This window comes from Alkalihalophilus lindianensis (assembly GCF_032843265.1).
Taxonomy (GTDB): Bacteria; Bacillota; Bacilli; order Bacillales; family Bacillaceae_D; genus Alkalihalophilus; species Alkalihalophilus lindianensis.
Map to the genome: position 1 here is coordinate 724,170 of NZ_JAWJBA010000001.1, position 17,554 is coordinate 741,723.

Genomic DNA, 17,554 nt, shown 5'->3' on the forward strand with positions numbered 1-17,554 from the left:
TACTAAAATGTTCTAAAACAACCCACTTTTGTATATTTATGCATTAAACGAATGATTATATACACTTTTGCTGTGTGTGAATTTGAATATTTTTTGAAAGATAGTAAAAAAAGACGATAAGTAAGCGTTTTCATCTAATAATTTACTTATTTAAAATTTGCCGAAATGTCAGAAAAATGATATGATCCTGTATATTAGCTCGAATCGGATTTGGGGAGAGTTGATTGATTTTACTTTTTGGAGAAAGGTTGGGTGCTAATGCAGAACGCTAGATATCCTAAAAAACAAGGCCTATATGATCCTCAATTTGAACATGATAATTGTGGTATTGGCTTTTTAGCACATATGAAAGGTCAGAAATCACATGAAGTTGTACAAGATGCCCTTCATATTCTTCGGAATTTAGAGCATCGTGGAGGACAAGGAGACGAAGTGAATACAGGTGACGGAGCTGGAATCTTGCTTCAAATCCCGCATCGCTTCTTTCAAAAAGTTTGTTTAGCAGAAGGTATGACTCTTCCTGAAGAAGGGAACTACGGAGTTGGGATGCTGTTTTTGCCACAAGATGAACAATTACGTGAGCTGTGTGAGAGAAACGTTGAAGAAAAGATAGAAAAAGAGGGATTAACGTTTCTAGGTTGGCGTACCGTTCCAGTTGATGACACAATGCTTGGCAATGCGGCAAAAACAGCCATGCCATATATTCGCCAGTTATTTATAAAAAGAGATGATAATTGCGCGGATACCTTAGATTTTGAACGTACATTATACGTTGTTAGAAAGTGTGCAGAACAGGAGCTTGCCAAGCAAATACCTATTGATCAGTCCTTTTATTTTGCTAGTCTATCAAGTCGCACGATTGTCTATAAAGGCATGCTAACAACAGAGCAAGTCAATCAATTTTATTTAGATCTTTGTGATCAAGATTTTGAGACAGCGATTGCACTCGTTCACTCTCGCTTTTCAACAAACACATTTCCTAGCTGGGAAAGAGCTCATCCAAATCGTTACATGATTCATAACGGTGAAATTAACACGTTAAAAGGAAATGTGAATTGGATGCACGCTCGTGAAGCAATGTTTGAGTCAAATGTATTTGGTGAGAACATCAATAAGATTCATCCGATTGTGGACCAAAGCGGCAGTGATTCTTCAATGTTTGATAATACGTTAGAATTCTTATCACTTGCTGGTAGGAAAATGTCTCATGCAGCAATGATGATGATTCCTGAGCCATGGCAAAATGATCCTCATATGAGCCCTGAGAAAAAAGCATTTTATCAATTTCATAGTACATTAATGGAACCATGGGATGGACCTACGGCTATTTCATTTACAGATGGGACGCAAATAGGCGCCTGTCTTGATCGTAATGGACTTAGACCAGCTCGCTACTATGTCACAAAAGATGATTATATTTTAATGTCTTCAGAAGTTGGTGTATTGGATATAGATCCAGAAAATGTCCTATATAAAGAGCGATTACATCCAGGGCAAATGCTTTTAGTAGATACAAAAGAGGGACGTATTATTCCAGACGAGGAAATCAAAAAAGAAATTGCTACTGAGTATCCTTACAGTGAATGGTTAAAAGGAAATTATATTCAATTAGAGGATGTACTCGAAACTTCGCACGTGCAAGGTTCGCAATTTTCGAATTTATTAGAACGCCAATTAGCTTTTGGCTACACATATGAAGAACTTTCGAAAGTAATTGCACCGATGGTTACAGAAGGCGTAGACCCTGTTGGATCGATGGGGTATGATTCACCACTTGCAGTCTTATCGAAGCGTTCTCAGCTTTTATACAGCTACTTCAAGCAGTTATTTGCTCAGGTAACAAATCCAGCCATTGATGCGATCCGTGAAGAAGTCGTTACTTCTTATGGGACAACAATTGGTGCGGAGCGCAATCTATTGAATCCAGAGCCTGAAAGTAGTCGCCATATTCACTTACCATATCCTATTTTAAACAATGAGGAATTAGCTAAGTTAAGACATAATAAGCTCACAGGATTTAAAGCGATCACATTACCGATTTTATTTAATGCCGATCATAAGGAAAATCGTCTCGAGCAGGCACTCGATGAGTTATTTGCAAAGGCAGATCAAGCCATCGCAGACGGTCATACATTAATTATTTTAAGTGACCGTGACATGAATAAGGATTTAGCAGCCATTCCTGCTTTATTAGCAGTTTCAGGTTTGCACCATCACTTAATCCGTCAAGGGACACGTACAAAAGTAAGTATTTTACTTGAGTCAGGTGAGCCAAGAGAAGTTCATCATCATGCTGTATTACTTGGGTACGGAGCAGAGGCGGTTAATCCTTACTTAGTGTTCGATTCTATTGATGAACGAATTCAAGACGGGTTACTTGAGGGCTACTCTTATGTAGAAGCGGTCAATCGCTATGTTTTGGCTGCAACAAAAGGGATTATGAAAGTTCTATCAAAAATGGGTATCTCGACGATTCAAAGTTACCGTGGAGCTCAAATTTTTGAAGCAGTAGGGATCGATCCAACTGTCATCGATCGGTACTTTACATGGACGACTTCACGAATCGGTGGTATTACCCTTGATGTAATAGCACAGGAAGTATTAATTAGACATGACCGAGCGTACTCGGAACAAGAAGGTTTAGATCGTACACTTGATCCAGGTGATGATCTTCAATGGAGACGTAATGGTGAGCCTCATCAATACAATCCACATACGATTCATATGCTTCAACATGCATGTCGTAATGGAAATTATGATTTATTTAAAAAATATTCACAAGCTATCAATGAACAAACGAAAGAACAAACAACTCTTCGTGGTTTATTAAAGTTTAAATCGAGTTCTCCTATTCCCCTAGAGGAAGTAGAACCTGTCGACACAATTGTAAAACGTTTTAGAACTGGTGCAATGTCCTTTGGATCGATTTCAAAAGAGGCACATGAGACGCTAGCGATTGCAATGAACCGTATTGGAGCAAAGAGTAATACAGGTGAAGGTGGAGAAGATCCACGCAGATTTACTGAAGATGAAAATGGAGATTTACGTCGTAGTTCGATTAAGCAAGTAGCATCGGGACGTTTTGGGGTAACAAGTCATTATTTAGTTAATGCGGACGAAATTCAGATTAAAGTGGCACAGGGAGCAAAACCTGGAGAAGGTGGTCAACTTCCTGGAAATAAAGTCTATCCATGGGTTGCTGAAGTTCGTGGGTCGACTCCGGGTGTAGGTTTGATTTCTCCACCACCTCATCATGATATTTATTCGATCGAGGACCTTGCTGAATTAATTCATGATTTAAAAAATGCAAATCCACAAGCTAAAATCAGCGTTAAATTAGTTGCTGGAACCGGAGTAGGAACGATTGCTGCTGGTGTAGCAAAAGGCCGTGCTGATGGAATTGTCATCAGCGGATATGATGGTGGAACAGGGGCTGCTGCAAGAACGAGTATTAAACATACAGGCCTTCCTTGGGAAATTGGTCTTGCTGAGACCCACCAAACACTAGTCTTAAATAATTTGCGTGATCGCGTCACTCTTGAGACCGATGGTAAACTAATGACTGGTAAAGATGTTGTAGTCGCTGCGCTTTTAGGTGCGGAGGAATTCGCCTTTTCAACAGCACCTTTAGTTGTTTTAGGATGTATTGTGATGCGTGTTTGTCACCTAGATACATGTCCAGTTGGTATCGCTACTCAAAATCCTGAACTGCGTAAGAAATACATGGGTGAACCTGACCATGTGGTTCATTTTATGCAATTTATTGCAGAGGAAATCCGCGAACTAATGGCTGAACTAGGAATTAAGAAAATTGATGATTTGATTGGTCGTACAGACCTTCTTGAAATGAATCCAGAGGTAGATAACTGGAAAGCAAAACATATCGATCTTACAGGTCTTCTTTTCCAACAAAGATCAGAGGATGCTTCTCGTAACTATTGTACAAAAGCGCAAGATCACCAATTAGAGTATTCGTTGGATGCTAGAGAATTATTAAAAGCGAGTGAACCAGCACTTTATGAAGGAAAACCTGTATACGGGTCTTATCCAATTAAAAATGTTGATCGTGTCGTTGGGACAATTGTCGGTAGTGAGATCAGTAAACGTTATGGTGCCAAAGGACTTCCGGAAGATACGATTCAATTTGAATTCCAAGGATCGGCTGGTCAAAGCTTTGGGGCATTTGTTCCTAAAGGTATGACGTTGAAGCTTGAAGGGGATGCCAATGATTATATTGGTAAAGGGTTATCAGGTGGAAAACTAATTGTCTCCCCTCCAAAAGTAGCAAGCTTTAAAGCAGAGGAAAATATAATTATAGGTAATACAGCATTTTATGGAGCAACCTCTGGTGAAGCCTATATTCGTGGGATTGCCGGGGAACGTTTCGCTGTTCGTAACTCTGGAGTAAATGTGGTTGTTGAAGGTGTAGGGGATCACGGGCTTGAATATATGACAGGTGGAGTTGTAATCAACCTTGGAGTGGTAGGTAAAAACTTTGCTGCTGGTATGTCAGGTGGTGTAGCCTTTGTTCTTGATGAAAAAGGTACGTTCCCTACAAACTGCAATCTCGAAATGGTCCATCTTGAAACGTTAACAACGGCTGAAGATGTTGTATTAGTAAAATCTCTATTAGAAAAACATCTTTCCTATACAGGTAGTGAGCAAGCTAAAAAAGTTCTTTCTAATTGGGAGCTTTATGCTACTAAATTTGTAAAAGTAATTCCAAAGGATTATAAGCGGATGCTTGAAGCGATTGAACGCGTGAAGCAGGAAGGCTTATCAGACCGTGATGCAGTGATGGTTGCCTTTGATGAAAATAAAAGTGATAAATCAAGAGTTAGCGGAAAATAACGAGTGAAATAGAGCGTTCTACACGCTCTATTTCCACCTAGATAAAAGGTAGCTTATAGATAGAGTAAACTAACAATGTGTGTAGTTTGGAGTGATGAGAATGGGGAAGCCAACTGGTTTTATGGAATATAAGCGAGAGAGTCCTGCAAAAAAAGATCCATTTGAAAGAACGAAAAATTGGCAAGAATTTCAGTTGTTAATGCCAGAGGCAAAATTAAGAGAGCAAGGTGCTCGTTGCATGGATTGTGGAGTACCATTTTGCCAAGCGGGAACATCAGTACCTGGCTCTGCAGATATCGGTTGTCCTGTTTATAACTTAATTCCTGAGTGGAACGATCTTGTATATCGTGGGAAATGGCGTGAGGCTCTTGAGAGACTTCATAAGACAAACAATTTTCCGGAGTTTACAGGACGAGTTTGTCCTGCACCATGCGAAGGTTCTTGTACTGTAGCTATTAGTGATGATCCAGTTTCCATAAAAAGTATTGAATATCACATCGTGGAAAGAGGATTTCAAGAAGGATGGATTACAGCACAACCTCCAAAACAAAGAACAGGTAAGAAAGTTGCGGTTGTCGGTTCTGGACCAGCGGGTCTTGCTGCAGCGGCACAGTTAAATAAAGCAGGTCATTTGGTCACTGTTTTTGAAAGAGAAGATCGCATTGGTGGGTTATTGACATACGGTATACCTGATGTGAAATTAGCATACCAGGTCGTGGAGCGTCGTGTGAAGATTCTTGAAGAAGAAGGCGTCAGCTTTAAACCGAATACAGCAGTTGGCAAAGATATCACCTCTGAGCAATTAGAACAGGAGTTTGATGCTGTTATTCTTTGTACCGGTGCGACAAAGCCACGTGAAGTTGAGGTAGAGGGTCATTCTCTTAAGGGAATTCATTTTGCGATGGACTTTTTAACGGCGAATACTAAAAGCTTATTAAACTCAGAACATAGAGATGCCAACTATATTTCTGCTGAAGATCAACATGTCATTGTGATCGGTGGAGGGGATACAGGTGCAGACTGTATTACGACATCCGTCAGACATGGTGCTGCATCAATTACTCAATTTGATATAAACCGTCAAAAGGGTGAAGATCGCACGGCTGATAATCCGTGGCCACTATTCCCTTATGTTCATCAAATTGAAGATGGCCATAAAGAAGCATTTGCGGTATACGGCGAAGACCCGCGTGCTTATCAATTGATGACGACGAAGTTTGTTGGAGATGAGAATGGGCATGTGAAGGAACTCCATACGATTGCAGTTGAAACGACGGTACAAGAGGATGGAGTCAAATTACGTACGCCTATTGAAGGATCTGAAAAGGTTTGGAAAGCGGATTTAGTATTGCTAGCAGTTGGATTTACAGGACCTGAACAAGAATTAATTAACCAAATGCAGCTTGAGACAACTAAGAGGCAAACAGTTAAAGCTGAATATGGTCAATATGCGACAAATAAAGCTGGAGTATTTGCAGCTGGGGATAACCGTCGTGGGCAAAGTCTGGTTGTATGGGCGATTCATGAAGGTCGAGAAGCGGCAAGGGAATGTGATCGTTACTTGATGGGAAGTTCAAATTTACCTTAATGACACATAATATTCAGTAAGTTTGTCGTAGCGTTTTCATAGGTTTCATGAGAAAATAGAGAGAGTGAAAAATTGAATCTATGAAAGGGCGTGTTTACGATGATGCCATGGGTAAAACGTGGACTCGTAATCTCATCTGCCCTCCTGACATTAGGCTTATTTGTTCCACCGAATGAATATGTCAAAGATGTGCAAGCTCAAGCACCTTCAAAGTCTTTGGGAGATAGTAGTGAGAAACCACTCATTTACAAAGTTAATGAAACAAGTTATGAATTGTATCACGATGTCTTACCATTAAGTACCGATCATTACATCCACAGAGATTCGTCTTCTGCTGAAATTTTTACTGATTTTGTTATGAATTATACGTATGATTTGAGCTTAATGAAATTCGGCTCTACGATAGCTGCTAAGATTGAACAGCCTTTTGCAGAGACGATCCTTCCAAAGTTAAAAGATGTTGTTATAAAGACAACAATGGATTTAACAAAGGAAGAGTGGGAACAAGTCAAGTTATCGAAACATCCTGCATCTGGATTAGGTGAAAAAATTGTTCATATCTACAACGAAGAGAGTGGAGAAGACCTGCTACGTTTCCATGTTAGACGTGATCAACCACCTAAACAAGGATTTATGTTTAATTTTCATTATCATACTTACGCAGATGAATTTGAAAAACATCATGATCTTGGAAGTATTTATTGGGGAAAGAATAGTCCTCCACAATGGATGTCTGAAAACCGTATCTAAATTAAGATACGGTTTTTTTTGTAGTTTATGTTTCAATCCACTGACAATATACAAAAGAGATGATAAAATAGACCTATAAACAATTAGTGTTTTATCATACTTAAGGATGAATTCATTTAATTCGTTAGTGGGAGAAAAGAGTGGTGTTGATGAGTAAACAAACAGCTATTATTGTTCTTTCAATAATTATGTTTATTAGTGTGTGGGTAATCGTGATTGTTCAATTTAGTACGAAACAAGAGGTTGTTCCTTTAGAAGTGACTGTGGTTGAAGGAGAGAGCGAACATGAGCGGGCAATACCTCTTCCAAATACGATCGAACAGGGCTCAGTTCAAGAAGATGTAAACAATGAAGAGGACCAAACTGGTGATTTAGAAGATCCTTCTCCTTCTTCAACAAATCAATTACAAGAAATTGAAGAAACAAACAATACGATGGGAAGAAATGAAGTAATGGATTTACGTTTATACGATTTTAGTGATATTTCTACACCTGCTGGGATTCCGATAGAGGGGATTTTGACAAAATTAAACTTAAATTAAAGAATTCATTATTTTTTAAGAAATTCTCTCTCATCTTTCACATAGTTTTGTTACGATAGAAAGGTAGCAATTGTGAGAAGATGAAGGGGGTTTTTTTATGGAAGTAAAGGCCGATGAGCAAACGAAAACGCGCCCTTCATGGGTCAAGTGGGTACTTCGTATCGCATTAGGTTATGTGGCACTATTAGCTCTGGTCCTAGCTATTACAATCATAGTCATTTTAATAACATTTACCTTAATTGTAATTGATGGGGTAACAGAATCAAATCGTTTAGGCCAATTTTCTGAACAGTATTTAGTCCCAATATCAGAATCTATGTGGAGACTTTTTACATGGCTAGTACCAGGTTTGTAGGAGTGATCAAGTGGAAGAAGGTTTACTTTTAGTTATATTTGCAATGGTATTTTTCCTGTTAACAGGTGTATTTGGTGGGATAGGAATCTATTATGCCCTGCATAATAATAAAAAGCGTGCAATCTGGAATCTAGTCATTGGATTCATCTGTATTATTACTTTTATTATTTTCAGTTTCTTAGGAGCGATGCAATAATAGTTTAAAGGAGAATGCACGTGGAATTTATTCAAGCTAAATATAAGACAGGTTTGTATATTGGTGAATTATTAGAAAAGAGAGAGTCTGAACAAAAAGGGTTGATGAAAGTGTTGGCTGTTGTCAAACATCCAACACAAGGAGATCTTCATCAGCCTAAACAATCAGATGTTGCTTATTTTCATCAGCGGAAGGCCCTTGCTGAATTTGAAAAAACTTGGGTTCCGCTCGCTACGGTTACGCTATATAAAGGAGAAGTACCTTCTTACAAGGACTCTTTAAAAACGGCATGGCAAGAAAAATATGATCAGCTGGCAACCAAACAAACTCCATTTGCACAGTTGTCGATCCAACATCTAAAAGAATTAAAAACCGAGTACGGCATATAAATGTCGCACTCGTTTTTTAATTTTCCTCAAGAGATGTCCATAAACGTGTACTTAGATCTAATAAAAATAAATCATCAGCATTATCAAGAGAACAACCAGTTAAGGCTTCAATTTTTCTTAAACGGTATAGAAGAGATTGGCGATGAAGATTAAGTGTTCTTGCCGTTTGACTTACATTCCCTTTATTGGCGTGATACGTCATAAAAGTATGGAGCAGATCGATTTGACGTTCTTTGGAGTAATGGATCAACGAGTCAAGCAAGTGTCTTGTTAATTCTGTTAACTCTTCTACACCAACCATCGCCTCAATCATACGGTCGATTTTTGTATCAGCAAAAAGATTTTTACTGCCTTTTCCATTACGTTTCTTTCCTATAGCCAATGCTTTTTTAGCTTCATGATAACTTTCATAAAAAAGGTGATACCCATACTGCTTACTAATTCCCCAGCTTAAGCGAATTGAAGGATATAAAAAGACCAGTCTTTCATCAAGTGCTTGGATATATCTAAAGGCCGTTTCTGTTGCTTGATCATGTAATACCTCCAAAAAAATAATAAACTCTTCATTTTGATAAGTAATCATAGCTTTAAGAGAGTGTTTTTTGGCAATTTGTTCTGCTTCTTCTTCCATCTGTCTAATTTGCTGGTGGAGCCAATGATCATATGAAATGTCTACTTCTTTTTTTTGATCATACATAAGCTTTAAATATTCAGGTGTAGCAACAAGAGCGACATAAGGGAGGTTTAGTCGATACCCAAGTGATTTAGCACGTGATTGTAAGGTTTCATTTACATGTGTTCCGCCTTTAGCTACTTCCCAAACAAAGTCATCACGTAATAACCATTCGGTTTCTTTAATGGCTTGCTCATGTAAAAAGAACAATGCGATTGCTGTTGTAACGTGTTTGACTAAGCGAATCCATTCTTTGTGCTCTTTTTCACTAAAAGGTTTTGGACCGAAGCCTCCAACAACTAAGTATCCTTGGAGTTGATTTTTCGATTCAATTTCAAGCATAAATGCATGTTCTGCGCCATATTGAAACCATTCTAGTGAAGGGTGTTGTTGTGAGATAATGCCTGTTTCAATAAGCCGGTTGTGTAGGGCTTGTGAAAAATATTGTTTCATAGTAGGTGTAACACGAACACATTCCCCGCGCAGACTTCCTCGATTATCCGTGATAAAAACGGGAGCGGAGATGGTATTGGATACATGGTCGCACACATCTTGAATCTTTTTTCCTTTTAAGATGAAATCTAGTAATGTTTGTTGCATCGATTCAATCTGGTTATAGTGAGCTCGTTTTTTTTGATCAAGCATCTTTAAGGATTGTTGAATGATATCTGAAAAACGTACATCCCAATCTATCTCAAGTAATATAAAATTCTCTGCTTTTGCTTTTTTAATCATTGCTTTTGGAATTTCTTTAATGAATTTCCCTTTTGCAATCGCCAAGCCTGCAGCTTTAGCATTGATAATGTCTTGAATAAAAGTTGATAACAGAGCTTCATTATCGCCTAAGCCAACACCCGTTGTAAGTACGAACTCATCTGGCCGTACAAATTGTTCAACCGGAGCCTCGATTACCGATACCCACTCAACGTTTTGGGCAGACAGATCAACTGATGTATGAATGATGGCCTTTTTCAGTAGAGGTAATGATGTCACTTCATCCATCGTCAAATTCATGTAATTGCCCCCTCTCTTTATTATTGTAAAAGATACCCAATGGCTACAGCAATATTTTTCTGAACATTTGTATAATTTATCTAAAAGGTTGGATGAAACTTCATACAGTTTGACGAATGCTTTTTATGTTCAATGAAACGTAGGATGGAGGTATAGATAGAAAGGAGCGGATGACTAATGAAAAATCCACTAATTAATAATGCTACCAAAAGTGTATGGTCTGGAGAAAAAGATGCTCTCGTTCACGGTGCGTCGCAAGTACCGGTTGTCAATAGTGTCGCTTATACGTATGACGACATTGATGAATGGTATGAAGTGGCAATAGGAAAGAAAAAGGGACATATATATGGCCGTAATACGAACCCTACTGTTCAAGCTTTTGAAGAAAAATTGAGAATATTAGAGAATGGAGAAGCTTGTACTAGTTTTTCAACAGGGATGGCTGCAATATCGAATTCACTTTTAACTTTCTTAACGCCAGGAGATCGGGTTGTTTCACTTAAAGATACGTATGGCGGTACAAATAAGATTTTTAGTGAGTTTCTTCCGAGACTTCAAATAGAAGTTACTCTTGTAGATACAGGGGATCACGAACAAATGGAGCGAGAAATTGCAAAAGGGTGTAAGATCGTCTATTTAGAAACCCCGACGAACCCAACTGTAAAAATTACAAATATTGATCGTATGGTGAAAGCGGCTAAAGAAGTGGGCGCGATGACATTTGTAGATAATACGTTTGCAACACCTATCAATCAACAACCACTTCATCTTGGAGCGGATTTAGTGTTGCATAGTGCGACCAAGTTTTTAGGTGGCCATGCAGATGCGCTAGGAGGGGCTGCAGTAGGTAAAAAAGATTTAGTTGAGAAAATTTATCATTACCGAGAAATTAATGGTGCAACAATGGACCCAAATGCTGCTTATTTATTGTTAAGAGGGATGAAAACATTGAAATTACGAGTTGACCAACAACAGAAAAATGCACAAATAATAGCTGAATTTCTTCAAGGTCATGAAAAAGTAGAAGCTGTTTATTATCCAGGTTTAAAAGATCATCACCATCATGATATCGCTAGCCGACAAATGACTGGTTTTGGCGGGATGTTAAGTTTTGCACTGAAGGGAGAACTTGACGCAGTCAGACAATTCCTCCCGAAATTAAAATATGCTCATAAAGCGGCTAACTTAGGAGCTGTTGAGACAACTGTCGGACCGGCGAGAACGACAAGCCATGTTGAGAATACACCGGAGGAGAGAGCAGCACTCGGCATACCTGAAGGGTTAGTAAGGTATTCAGCTGGAATTGAAGATAGTACTGACTTACTCAATGACCTCGCTCAAGCATTAGATGCGATCGAATAGACGTTCACGTTCGTATAATAAGGGGTGATAGTAAAATGACACATAAAATTGCTCTAATTGGATTTGGTAATGTTGGTCAGGGTGTCGTACGTTTAATTAAAGAAAAAGAATCTCTGTTAAAACAGGTCTATCAAAGTGAATTTGAAGTAGTATCTATCTCTGATTTACACAAAGGCTCGCTTCATTGCGAAAATGGATTGAACATTGATGATGTATTACATTCTATAAAACAGAATGGAACTCTTCATTATTATCCTGATCATGAAGGCTTGGTGCGTGGACTTTCAAGTGAGGATACGATTAAGAAAACGAATGCAGATACCATTGTTGAAATGACTTATACAAATGTTCATACTGGTCAACCGGCTATTGACCATTGTAAATTAGCATTTAATCATAAACGACATGTTGTCATGACAAATAAAGGTCCAGTTGCACTTGCTAAACAAGAATTAGAAGCATTAGCAAAAGAAAATGGAGTGACCATTTTTTATGAAGGGGCAGTGATGAGTGGAACTCCTGCTATTAGAATGCCGAAGATGACTCTTAGTGGCAATGAGTTTTTAAGTGTAAAGGGAATTTTAAATGGTACGACGAATTATATTTTAACACAAATGGAAAATGGATCGGCTTATGAGGAAGCACTTTCATCAGCTCAAGAGCTAGGCTATGCTGAAGCTGATCCAACAAGTGATGTGGGTGGGTTTGATGTTCTTTATAAGGTGCTTATTCTAGCATCAGAATTATTTGGTGTTTCTTTAAAAAAAGAAGAGGTTCCTTGTGTTGGCATAAGTGAAATCACACAGGCTGATATCAAACAAGCGAAAGCGGAAGGAAAGCGCTGGAAACTTATAGGTGCTATTGAGAAAACGGAAAGTGGAGTTGAGGCATATGTAAGACCTCTTAAATTACCTCTTTCTGACCCGTTATCTTCCATTAGTGGTGCTACAAATGCGATTACTTATGATTGCGATGTTTCTGGTCCAATAACTCTCGTTGGAGCTGGTGCTGGCATCAAAGAAACGGCATTTGCTGTATTGATTGATTTACTACATCTAAACAAAAAATTAAGGTGGACTGTAGAAGAGGGGTGATAGTATGAAAAAACAAATTGTGCAAGAGGGCATGTTGCTTGGTGGTAAGTGGCAAAGACGTGAGGAAACGATTGAAGTATTTGATCCGGGTAATGGTCAATGTGTGGCAACTGTACCAAAAGCAAATGCAGAGGATATGAGAGAGGCGATTCAACAAGCAAAAAATGGCGCAAGGGTTGCTAAAGACCTTCCCATTCATAAAAGGCAATCCATTCTAATGAGTGTTGCATCTTATATAGAAGAGCATAAAACACTCTTTGCTGAAACGATCGTGCTAGAGAGCAGTAAAACGATAACAGAAGCAAGACGAGAGGTAGGACGATGCATAGAGACAATTCGCTTAAGTGCAGAAGAAGCTAGACGGATAACAGGGGAGACCATTCCATTCTCCCAAATGCCAGGTCATGAATCACGAATAGGGTATATCTCGCGCTGCCCGATTGGCATCATTGCAGCTATCACTCCTTTCAATGATCCGTTGAACTTAGTCGCACATAAAGTTGGTCCAGCCATCGCTTCAGGAAATGCCGTGATTGTTAAACCTTCAAGTGAGACACCCTTAAGTGCGATTAGACTTGCAGAGGCATTTATGGAAGCAGGCTTGCCAGATGGAATTCTCTCGGTGATTACAGGTAGTGGCCGTGAAGTAGGGGATGAATTAATTACATCAGATGATGTTCGGTTTGTTTCCTTTACGGGAGGGTTTGATACGGGAGAAGCGATTACCCGAAAAGCAGGGGTTAAAAAAATGGCTATGGAACTTGGCTCGAATGCTCCGACCATCATTTTAAGCGATGCAGATCTCGATGAAGCCATACATTCAACCGTTTCGGGTGCATTTGGGGTAGCTGGTCAAAACTGTATAGGTGTGCAACGAATTTACGTAGAGCAGTCCGTCTACTACGATTTCACTGAAAAATTTATTGAAGTTACGAAACGGTTAAAAGTAGGTGACAAACGAGAAGAATCAACTGATATTGGACCGATGATTTCTGAACGGGAAGCAAGGCGTGTTAAATCATGGATTGGAGAAGCTTGTCAAAAAGGAGCGACTTTGCATTGCGGAGGGGAGAGAAAGGGTGCGTATTTAACTCCAGCGGTACTGACTAACGTCGGACAAAACGAAAAAGTAGTGAAGGAAGAGATATTTGGTCCTGTGGTTGTTATCACTCCAGTTGAATCCCTTATGGAAGCAACCCGCTTAGCGAATGATAGCTGTTACGGACTACAAGCAGGTATTTTCACTTCCAATTTAGAATCAGCCTTTTATGCAATTCAAGAATTAGAAGTAGGTGGTGTCATGGTAAACGATAGTAGTGATGTGAGAATTGATGGGATGCCTTTTGGGGGAGTGAAGCGCTCTGGCTTAGGGCGAGAAGGAATAAAATATGCAATTGATGCAATGACCGAAGAAAAGGTTGTTTCTTTCAAGCTTAAAAGATAATAAAGAGTTAAAAGTAGCAATGGTTTTTATTTAGGTGGGGGTGGAAGGATGTTTTCTCTAGCAGAATATGAAGAGCGTTTACGGAAAACGAAAGTGAAAATGGTTGAGAGTGGGATTGATGTCTTATTAATCTCCAACCCCTCTAATATGTATTACCTAACGAATTACAATGCATGGAGTTTCTATGTTCACCAAATGATGATTGTTACGTTAGAAGATTCGCAGCCAATCTGGATCGGAAGACAAATGGATGCGACAAGTGTTGCGAAAACAACATGGCTAGATGAAAACCATATTATTTCTTATCCAGATTATTACGTTCAATCAAGTGAAAGACATCCAATGGATTTTGTAGTAAAGATCATTGAAGAAATTGGGCAAAGTAAAAGACGAATTGGCCTTGAAATGGATGCTCATTACTTTACGGCTGCTTGCTATACAAAGCTGCAAGGTGGTCTTCCAGATGCTGAATTCAAAGATGCAACCGTTCTTGTTAACCGCGTCAGATTAATAAAATCCGACCAAGAGCTAATCTATATGAGAAGGGCTGCGAGTATTGTTGAAGGAGCGATGCAAGCTGCATATGATCAACTTGCTGTAGGAGTGCGAGAATGCGATGTTGCGGCTGCCATTTATAAAGCGCAAATCCAAGGATTAGATGAACATGGGGGGGATTATCCATCTATTGTTCCCATGCTGCCAACAAATGAAAATACATCGTGTCCGCATCTAACGTTTAGTGAGAGACGTTACAAAAAGGGTGATTTTTTAACAGTAGAAATAGCAGGGGTTTATAAACGTTATCATGCACCTCTAGCCAGAACAATTGCTATAGGAAACGCGCCATCTCATGTAAAGGAACTGTCTAAAGTGGTCCAAGAAGGAATTGAGAAAACCCTCGACATTATTTCTCCTGGTATCACAGCAGAAGAAGTGGAGCGAACATGGAGTGATGCGATTGCAAAATACGGTTATCAAAAAAGTTCGCGACTAGGTTATTCAATAGGCGCAAGTTTTCCACCGGATTGGGGAGAGCATACGATTAGCTTTCGAACGGGTGACAAATCCATCTTAAAGCCTAATATGACGTTCCATCTCATGCCAGGAATTTGGTATGAATCCTACGGCGTTGAAATAACCGAATCGATTGTCATAACGAAAAAAGGGGTTGAAATGCTTACTAATTTCTCTCGAGACTTATATGAGAAACCGATTATTGAATCAGCTCTATAGTGAAAGAAAGCACTAATTTCAATTAGTGCTTTCTTTCGCTTTACGAAAAAAAGCAATGACGATTGTGTCTACGGGTGTTAAGATACAAGAAAAGATGATTGAAGGGTAGGAGTAGGAAGTGGAGAAGCGAGCCTTATTGCTTACATATGGTTTAATTTTTTTCGTAATGGTTTCTTGGGGGTTAAATGTAGTGATGCTGAAATTATTAGTAGAAGCATTTCCTCCCCAAACAATGACTGCTTTTAGAATTTTAACTGCTGGTATCGTGACCATTCTCATCGTATTATTTGGATCCTCATTTCAATCGTTATCAAAAAGAGAGTGGCGCTATACTTTATTAGGGATGGTGTTTGGTGTCGTGCTCCACCACACATTTTTAGCACAAGGTCTAACAATGATTGATGCATCAAATGCTGTGCTTATATTAGCACTACTTCCATTAACAACGGCGTTATTTGCGGTCTTTTTTTTAGGAGAAGCGCTAACGAAATGGCGTTTATTAGGTATTTGTTTTGCTTTAATTGGGGTATTTTTTATCCAAGGAGGCATTGGGTCTTTCCAGATGGAGAAAGGCGAAGTGTACTTATTTATAGCGATGATTGTGCAAGCCATAAGTTTTATTTTTATTAAAAAGACGACGGCAACACTGGATTCTAAACAAGTAACAGCGATGATGCTTCTATTTGGTTCAATTGGGTTGTTATTGGTTAGTTTAGTAGTAGAGCCTACGGGTGTAGGGAGTATGATGGGAGCATCACCTTTTATTTATATTGTCTTTTTCTTTTCAGCTATAGTAGCAACAGCAGTTGGTCATTTTGTTTTTAATGCAGCCATTCAAAAAATCGGAGCAGGTCAGACCGCGATCTTTAATAACTTTGTTCCTTTTTTCGGATTAGTTTTTTCTGCTATCTTTTTAAAAGAAACCATTTATTTATACCAGCTAGTAGGCTTCTTATTTATAGTTGCAGGAGTGTTATTTGGTACTGGGTATGCAGAAAAACATTGGGTAAGGAAAGTCCCAATACAAGGAAAAAGCATGTAGCGAGGGCTACATGCTTTTTTTATTTATGTTATTAACTAACGAAAAAGCTCATTGATGGCTTCATTACACGTTGAAGCTCTTGTTGTTGCTCGGCAGTTAAAGGGACAAGTGGTAATCTTACAGGTCCTACTTGAACACCATTCAATTCAAGTGCCGCTTTCACTGCAGTAGGGTTTGGAGCCATGAATAATGTGTTCATAACCGGAACCAACTGACGGTGTTGCAAAGCAGCAGCTTGGACTTGTCCAGCTAGATAGTGACGAACCATTTGTTGCATTTGATTCCCCACAATATGAGATGCAACCGAGATCACACCAGTACCGCCAATGGCTAATATAGGTAGAGTCAAGCTATCATCACCACTATATAGAGAAAAACCTTCAGGGGCGTGCTCAATAATCGTTGCAATCGCATCTAAATCACCACTTGCTTCTTTCGTGGAAACAATGTTTGTAATTTGTGCTAAGCGTAACGTTGTTTCTACACTTAAAGTGACTGCACTACGTCCTGGGATGTTATAGAGCATAACGGGAAGTGTAGTCGCTTCAGCAATTGTTTTAAAATGTTGATACAGCCCTTCTTGAGAAGGCTTGTTATAGTATGGTGCGACTAGCATGATACCATCTACACCAAGTGCTTGTGCCTTTTTAGTAAGTTCAATTGAAGCAGCGGTATTGTTTGAGCCAGTTCCAGCGATAACTGGAATTTTTCCATTCACTTCTTCAACCACGGTTTTAAATAATTGTAATTTTTCTTCTGTCGTTAATGTTGGAGATTCACCTGTCGTTCCACCAACGACTAATGCATCGGAACCATTTTCCATAAGGTGTTGTACCAGTTTTTTTGTTGATTCAACACAAAGCTCGCCTTGTTGGTTAAATGGAGTTACCATCGCAGTAAGTATTCGTCCAAAATTCATCCTATTCACCCTCAATTCGTATTAATGTCTTTCATTTCTGAGTGGGCTATGTGCCTAAAGCACAAAAAAACAACAATGAGGCAGTCTCATTGTTGCATGGAC

The 17,554-nt window shown here is 39.1% G+C and carries 14 protein-coding genes; 12 read left to right on the forward strand and 2 right to left on the reverse strand.

The window, feature by feature from the left end; all coding sequences use genetic code 11:
- The first annotated feature begins 258 nt into the window (after nt 1-258).
- The 7 genes from gltB (at nt 259) to kapB (ending at nt 8,671) form a co-directional block, all read left to right on the forward strand.
- Nucleotides 259-4,851, forward strand: a complete 4,593-nt coding sequence (gene gltB, locus RYX56_RS04005) for a glutamate synthase large subunit (protein WP_317120843.1) — start codon at nt 259-261, stop codon at nt 4,849-4,851.
- 100 nt (nt 4,852-4,951) lie between these two features.
- A complete protein-coding gene (locus RYX56_RS04010; RefSeq protein ID WP_317120844.1) occupies nt 4,952-6,439 on the forward strand; it encodes a glutamate synthase subunit beta in 1,488 nt (495 codons plus the stop codon).
- 99 nt (nt 6,440-6,538) lie between these two features.
- Complete coding sequence (locus RYX56_RS04015; protein ID WP_317120845.1) at nt 6,539-7,189, forward strand: YpjP family protein; 651 nt, start codon at nt 6,539-6,541, stop codon at nt 7,187-7,189.
- A 149-nt stretch (nt 7,190-7,338) separates the two neighbouring features.
- Nucleotides 7,339-7,731, forward strand: a complete 393-nt coding sequence (locus RYX56_RS04020) for a hypothetical protein (protein WP_317120846.1) — start codon at nt 7,339-7,341, stop codon at nt 7,729-7,731.
- 97 nt (nt 7,732-7,828) lie between these two features.
- On the forward strand, nt 7,829-8,086 hold the full coding sequence (locus tag RYX56_RS04025) for a hypothetical protein (RefSeq protein WP_317120847.1): 258 nt from the start codon (nt 7,829-7,831) through the stop codon (nt 8,084-8,086).
- A 10-nt stretch (nt 8,087-8,096) separates the two neighbouring features.
- Nucleotides 8,097-8,282: a hypothetical protein gene (locus RYX56_RS04030; protein ID WP_317120848.1), complete on the forward strand. Its 186-nt coding sequence runs from the start codon at nt 8,097-8,099 to the stop codon at nt 8,280-8,282.
- Nucleotides 8,283-8,296: 14 nt separating this feature from the next.
- Nucleotides 8,297-8,671: a kinase-associated lipoprotein KapB gene (kapB, locus tag RYX56_RS04035; protein WP_317120849.1), complete on the forward strand. Its 375-nt coding sequence runs from the start codon at nt 8,297-8,299 to the stop codon at nt 8,669-8,671.
- Between the two features lie 16 nt (nt 8,672-8,687).
- Here the strand turns inward: kapB and RYX56_RS04040 are convergent, their stop codons facing one another.
- Nucleotides 8,688-10,358 carry a PucR family transcriptional regulator gene (locus RYX56_RS04040; protein WP_317120850.1) on the reverse strand — a complete coding sequence of 557 codons (1,671 nt, stop codon included), beginning with the start codon at nt 10,356-10,358 and terminating at the stop codon, nt 8,688-8,690.
- Nucleotides 10,359-10,535: 177 nt separating this feature from the next.
- Between RYX56_RS04040 and RYX56_RS04045 the strand changes: the two genes are divergently transcribed.
- From RYX56_RS04045 to RYX56_RS04065, 5 genes are all read left to right on the forward strand, one after another.
- A complete protein-coding gene (locus RYX56_RS04045; RefSeq protein WP_317120851.1) occupies nt 10,536-11,720 on the forward strand; it encodes a cystathionine gamma-synthase family protein in 1,185 nt (394 codons plus the stop codon).
- Nucleotides 11,721-11,755: 35 nt separating this feature from the next.
- Complete coding sequence (locus RYX56_RS04050) at nt 11,756-12,814, forward strand: homoserine dehydrogenase (RefSeq protein ID WP_317120852.1); 1,059 nt, start codon at nt 11,756-11,758, stop codon at nt 12,812-12,814.
- A 4-nt stretch (nt 12,815-12,818) separates the two neighbouring features.
- On the forward strand, nt 12,819-14,258 hold the full coding sequence (locus tag RYX56_RS04055) for an aldehyde dehydrogenase family protein (RefSeq protein ID WP_317120853.1): 1,440 nt from the start codon (nt 12,819-12,821) through the stop codon (nt 14,256-14,258).
- A gap of 48 nt (nt 14,259-14,306) precedes the next feature.
- Nucleotides 14,307-15,491, forward strand: a complete 1,185-nt coding sequence (locus RYX56_RS04060) for a M24 family metallopeptidase (RefSeq protein WP_317120854.1) — start codon at nt 14,307-14,309, stop codon at nt 15,489-15,491.
- A gap of 118 nt (nt 15,492-15,609) precedes the next feature.
- A complete protein-coding gene (locus RYX56_RS04065) occupies nt 15,610-16,533 on the forward strand; it encodes a DMT family transporter (protein ID WP_317120855.1) in 924 nt (307 codons plus the stop codon).
- A 31-nt stretch (nt 16,534-16,564) separates the two neighbouring features.
- Here RYX56_RS04065 and dapA read toward each other — a convergent pair whose 3' ends face one another.
- On the reverse strand, nt 16,565-17,452 hold the full coding sequence (gene dapA, locus RYX56_RS04070) for a 4-hydroxy-tetrahydrodipicolinate synthase (protein ID WP_317120856.1): 888 nt from the start codon (nt 17,450-17,452) through the stop codon (nt 16,565-16,567).
- Nucleotides 17,453-17,554: the final 102 nt, after the last annotated feature.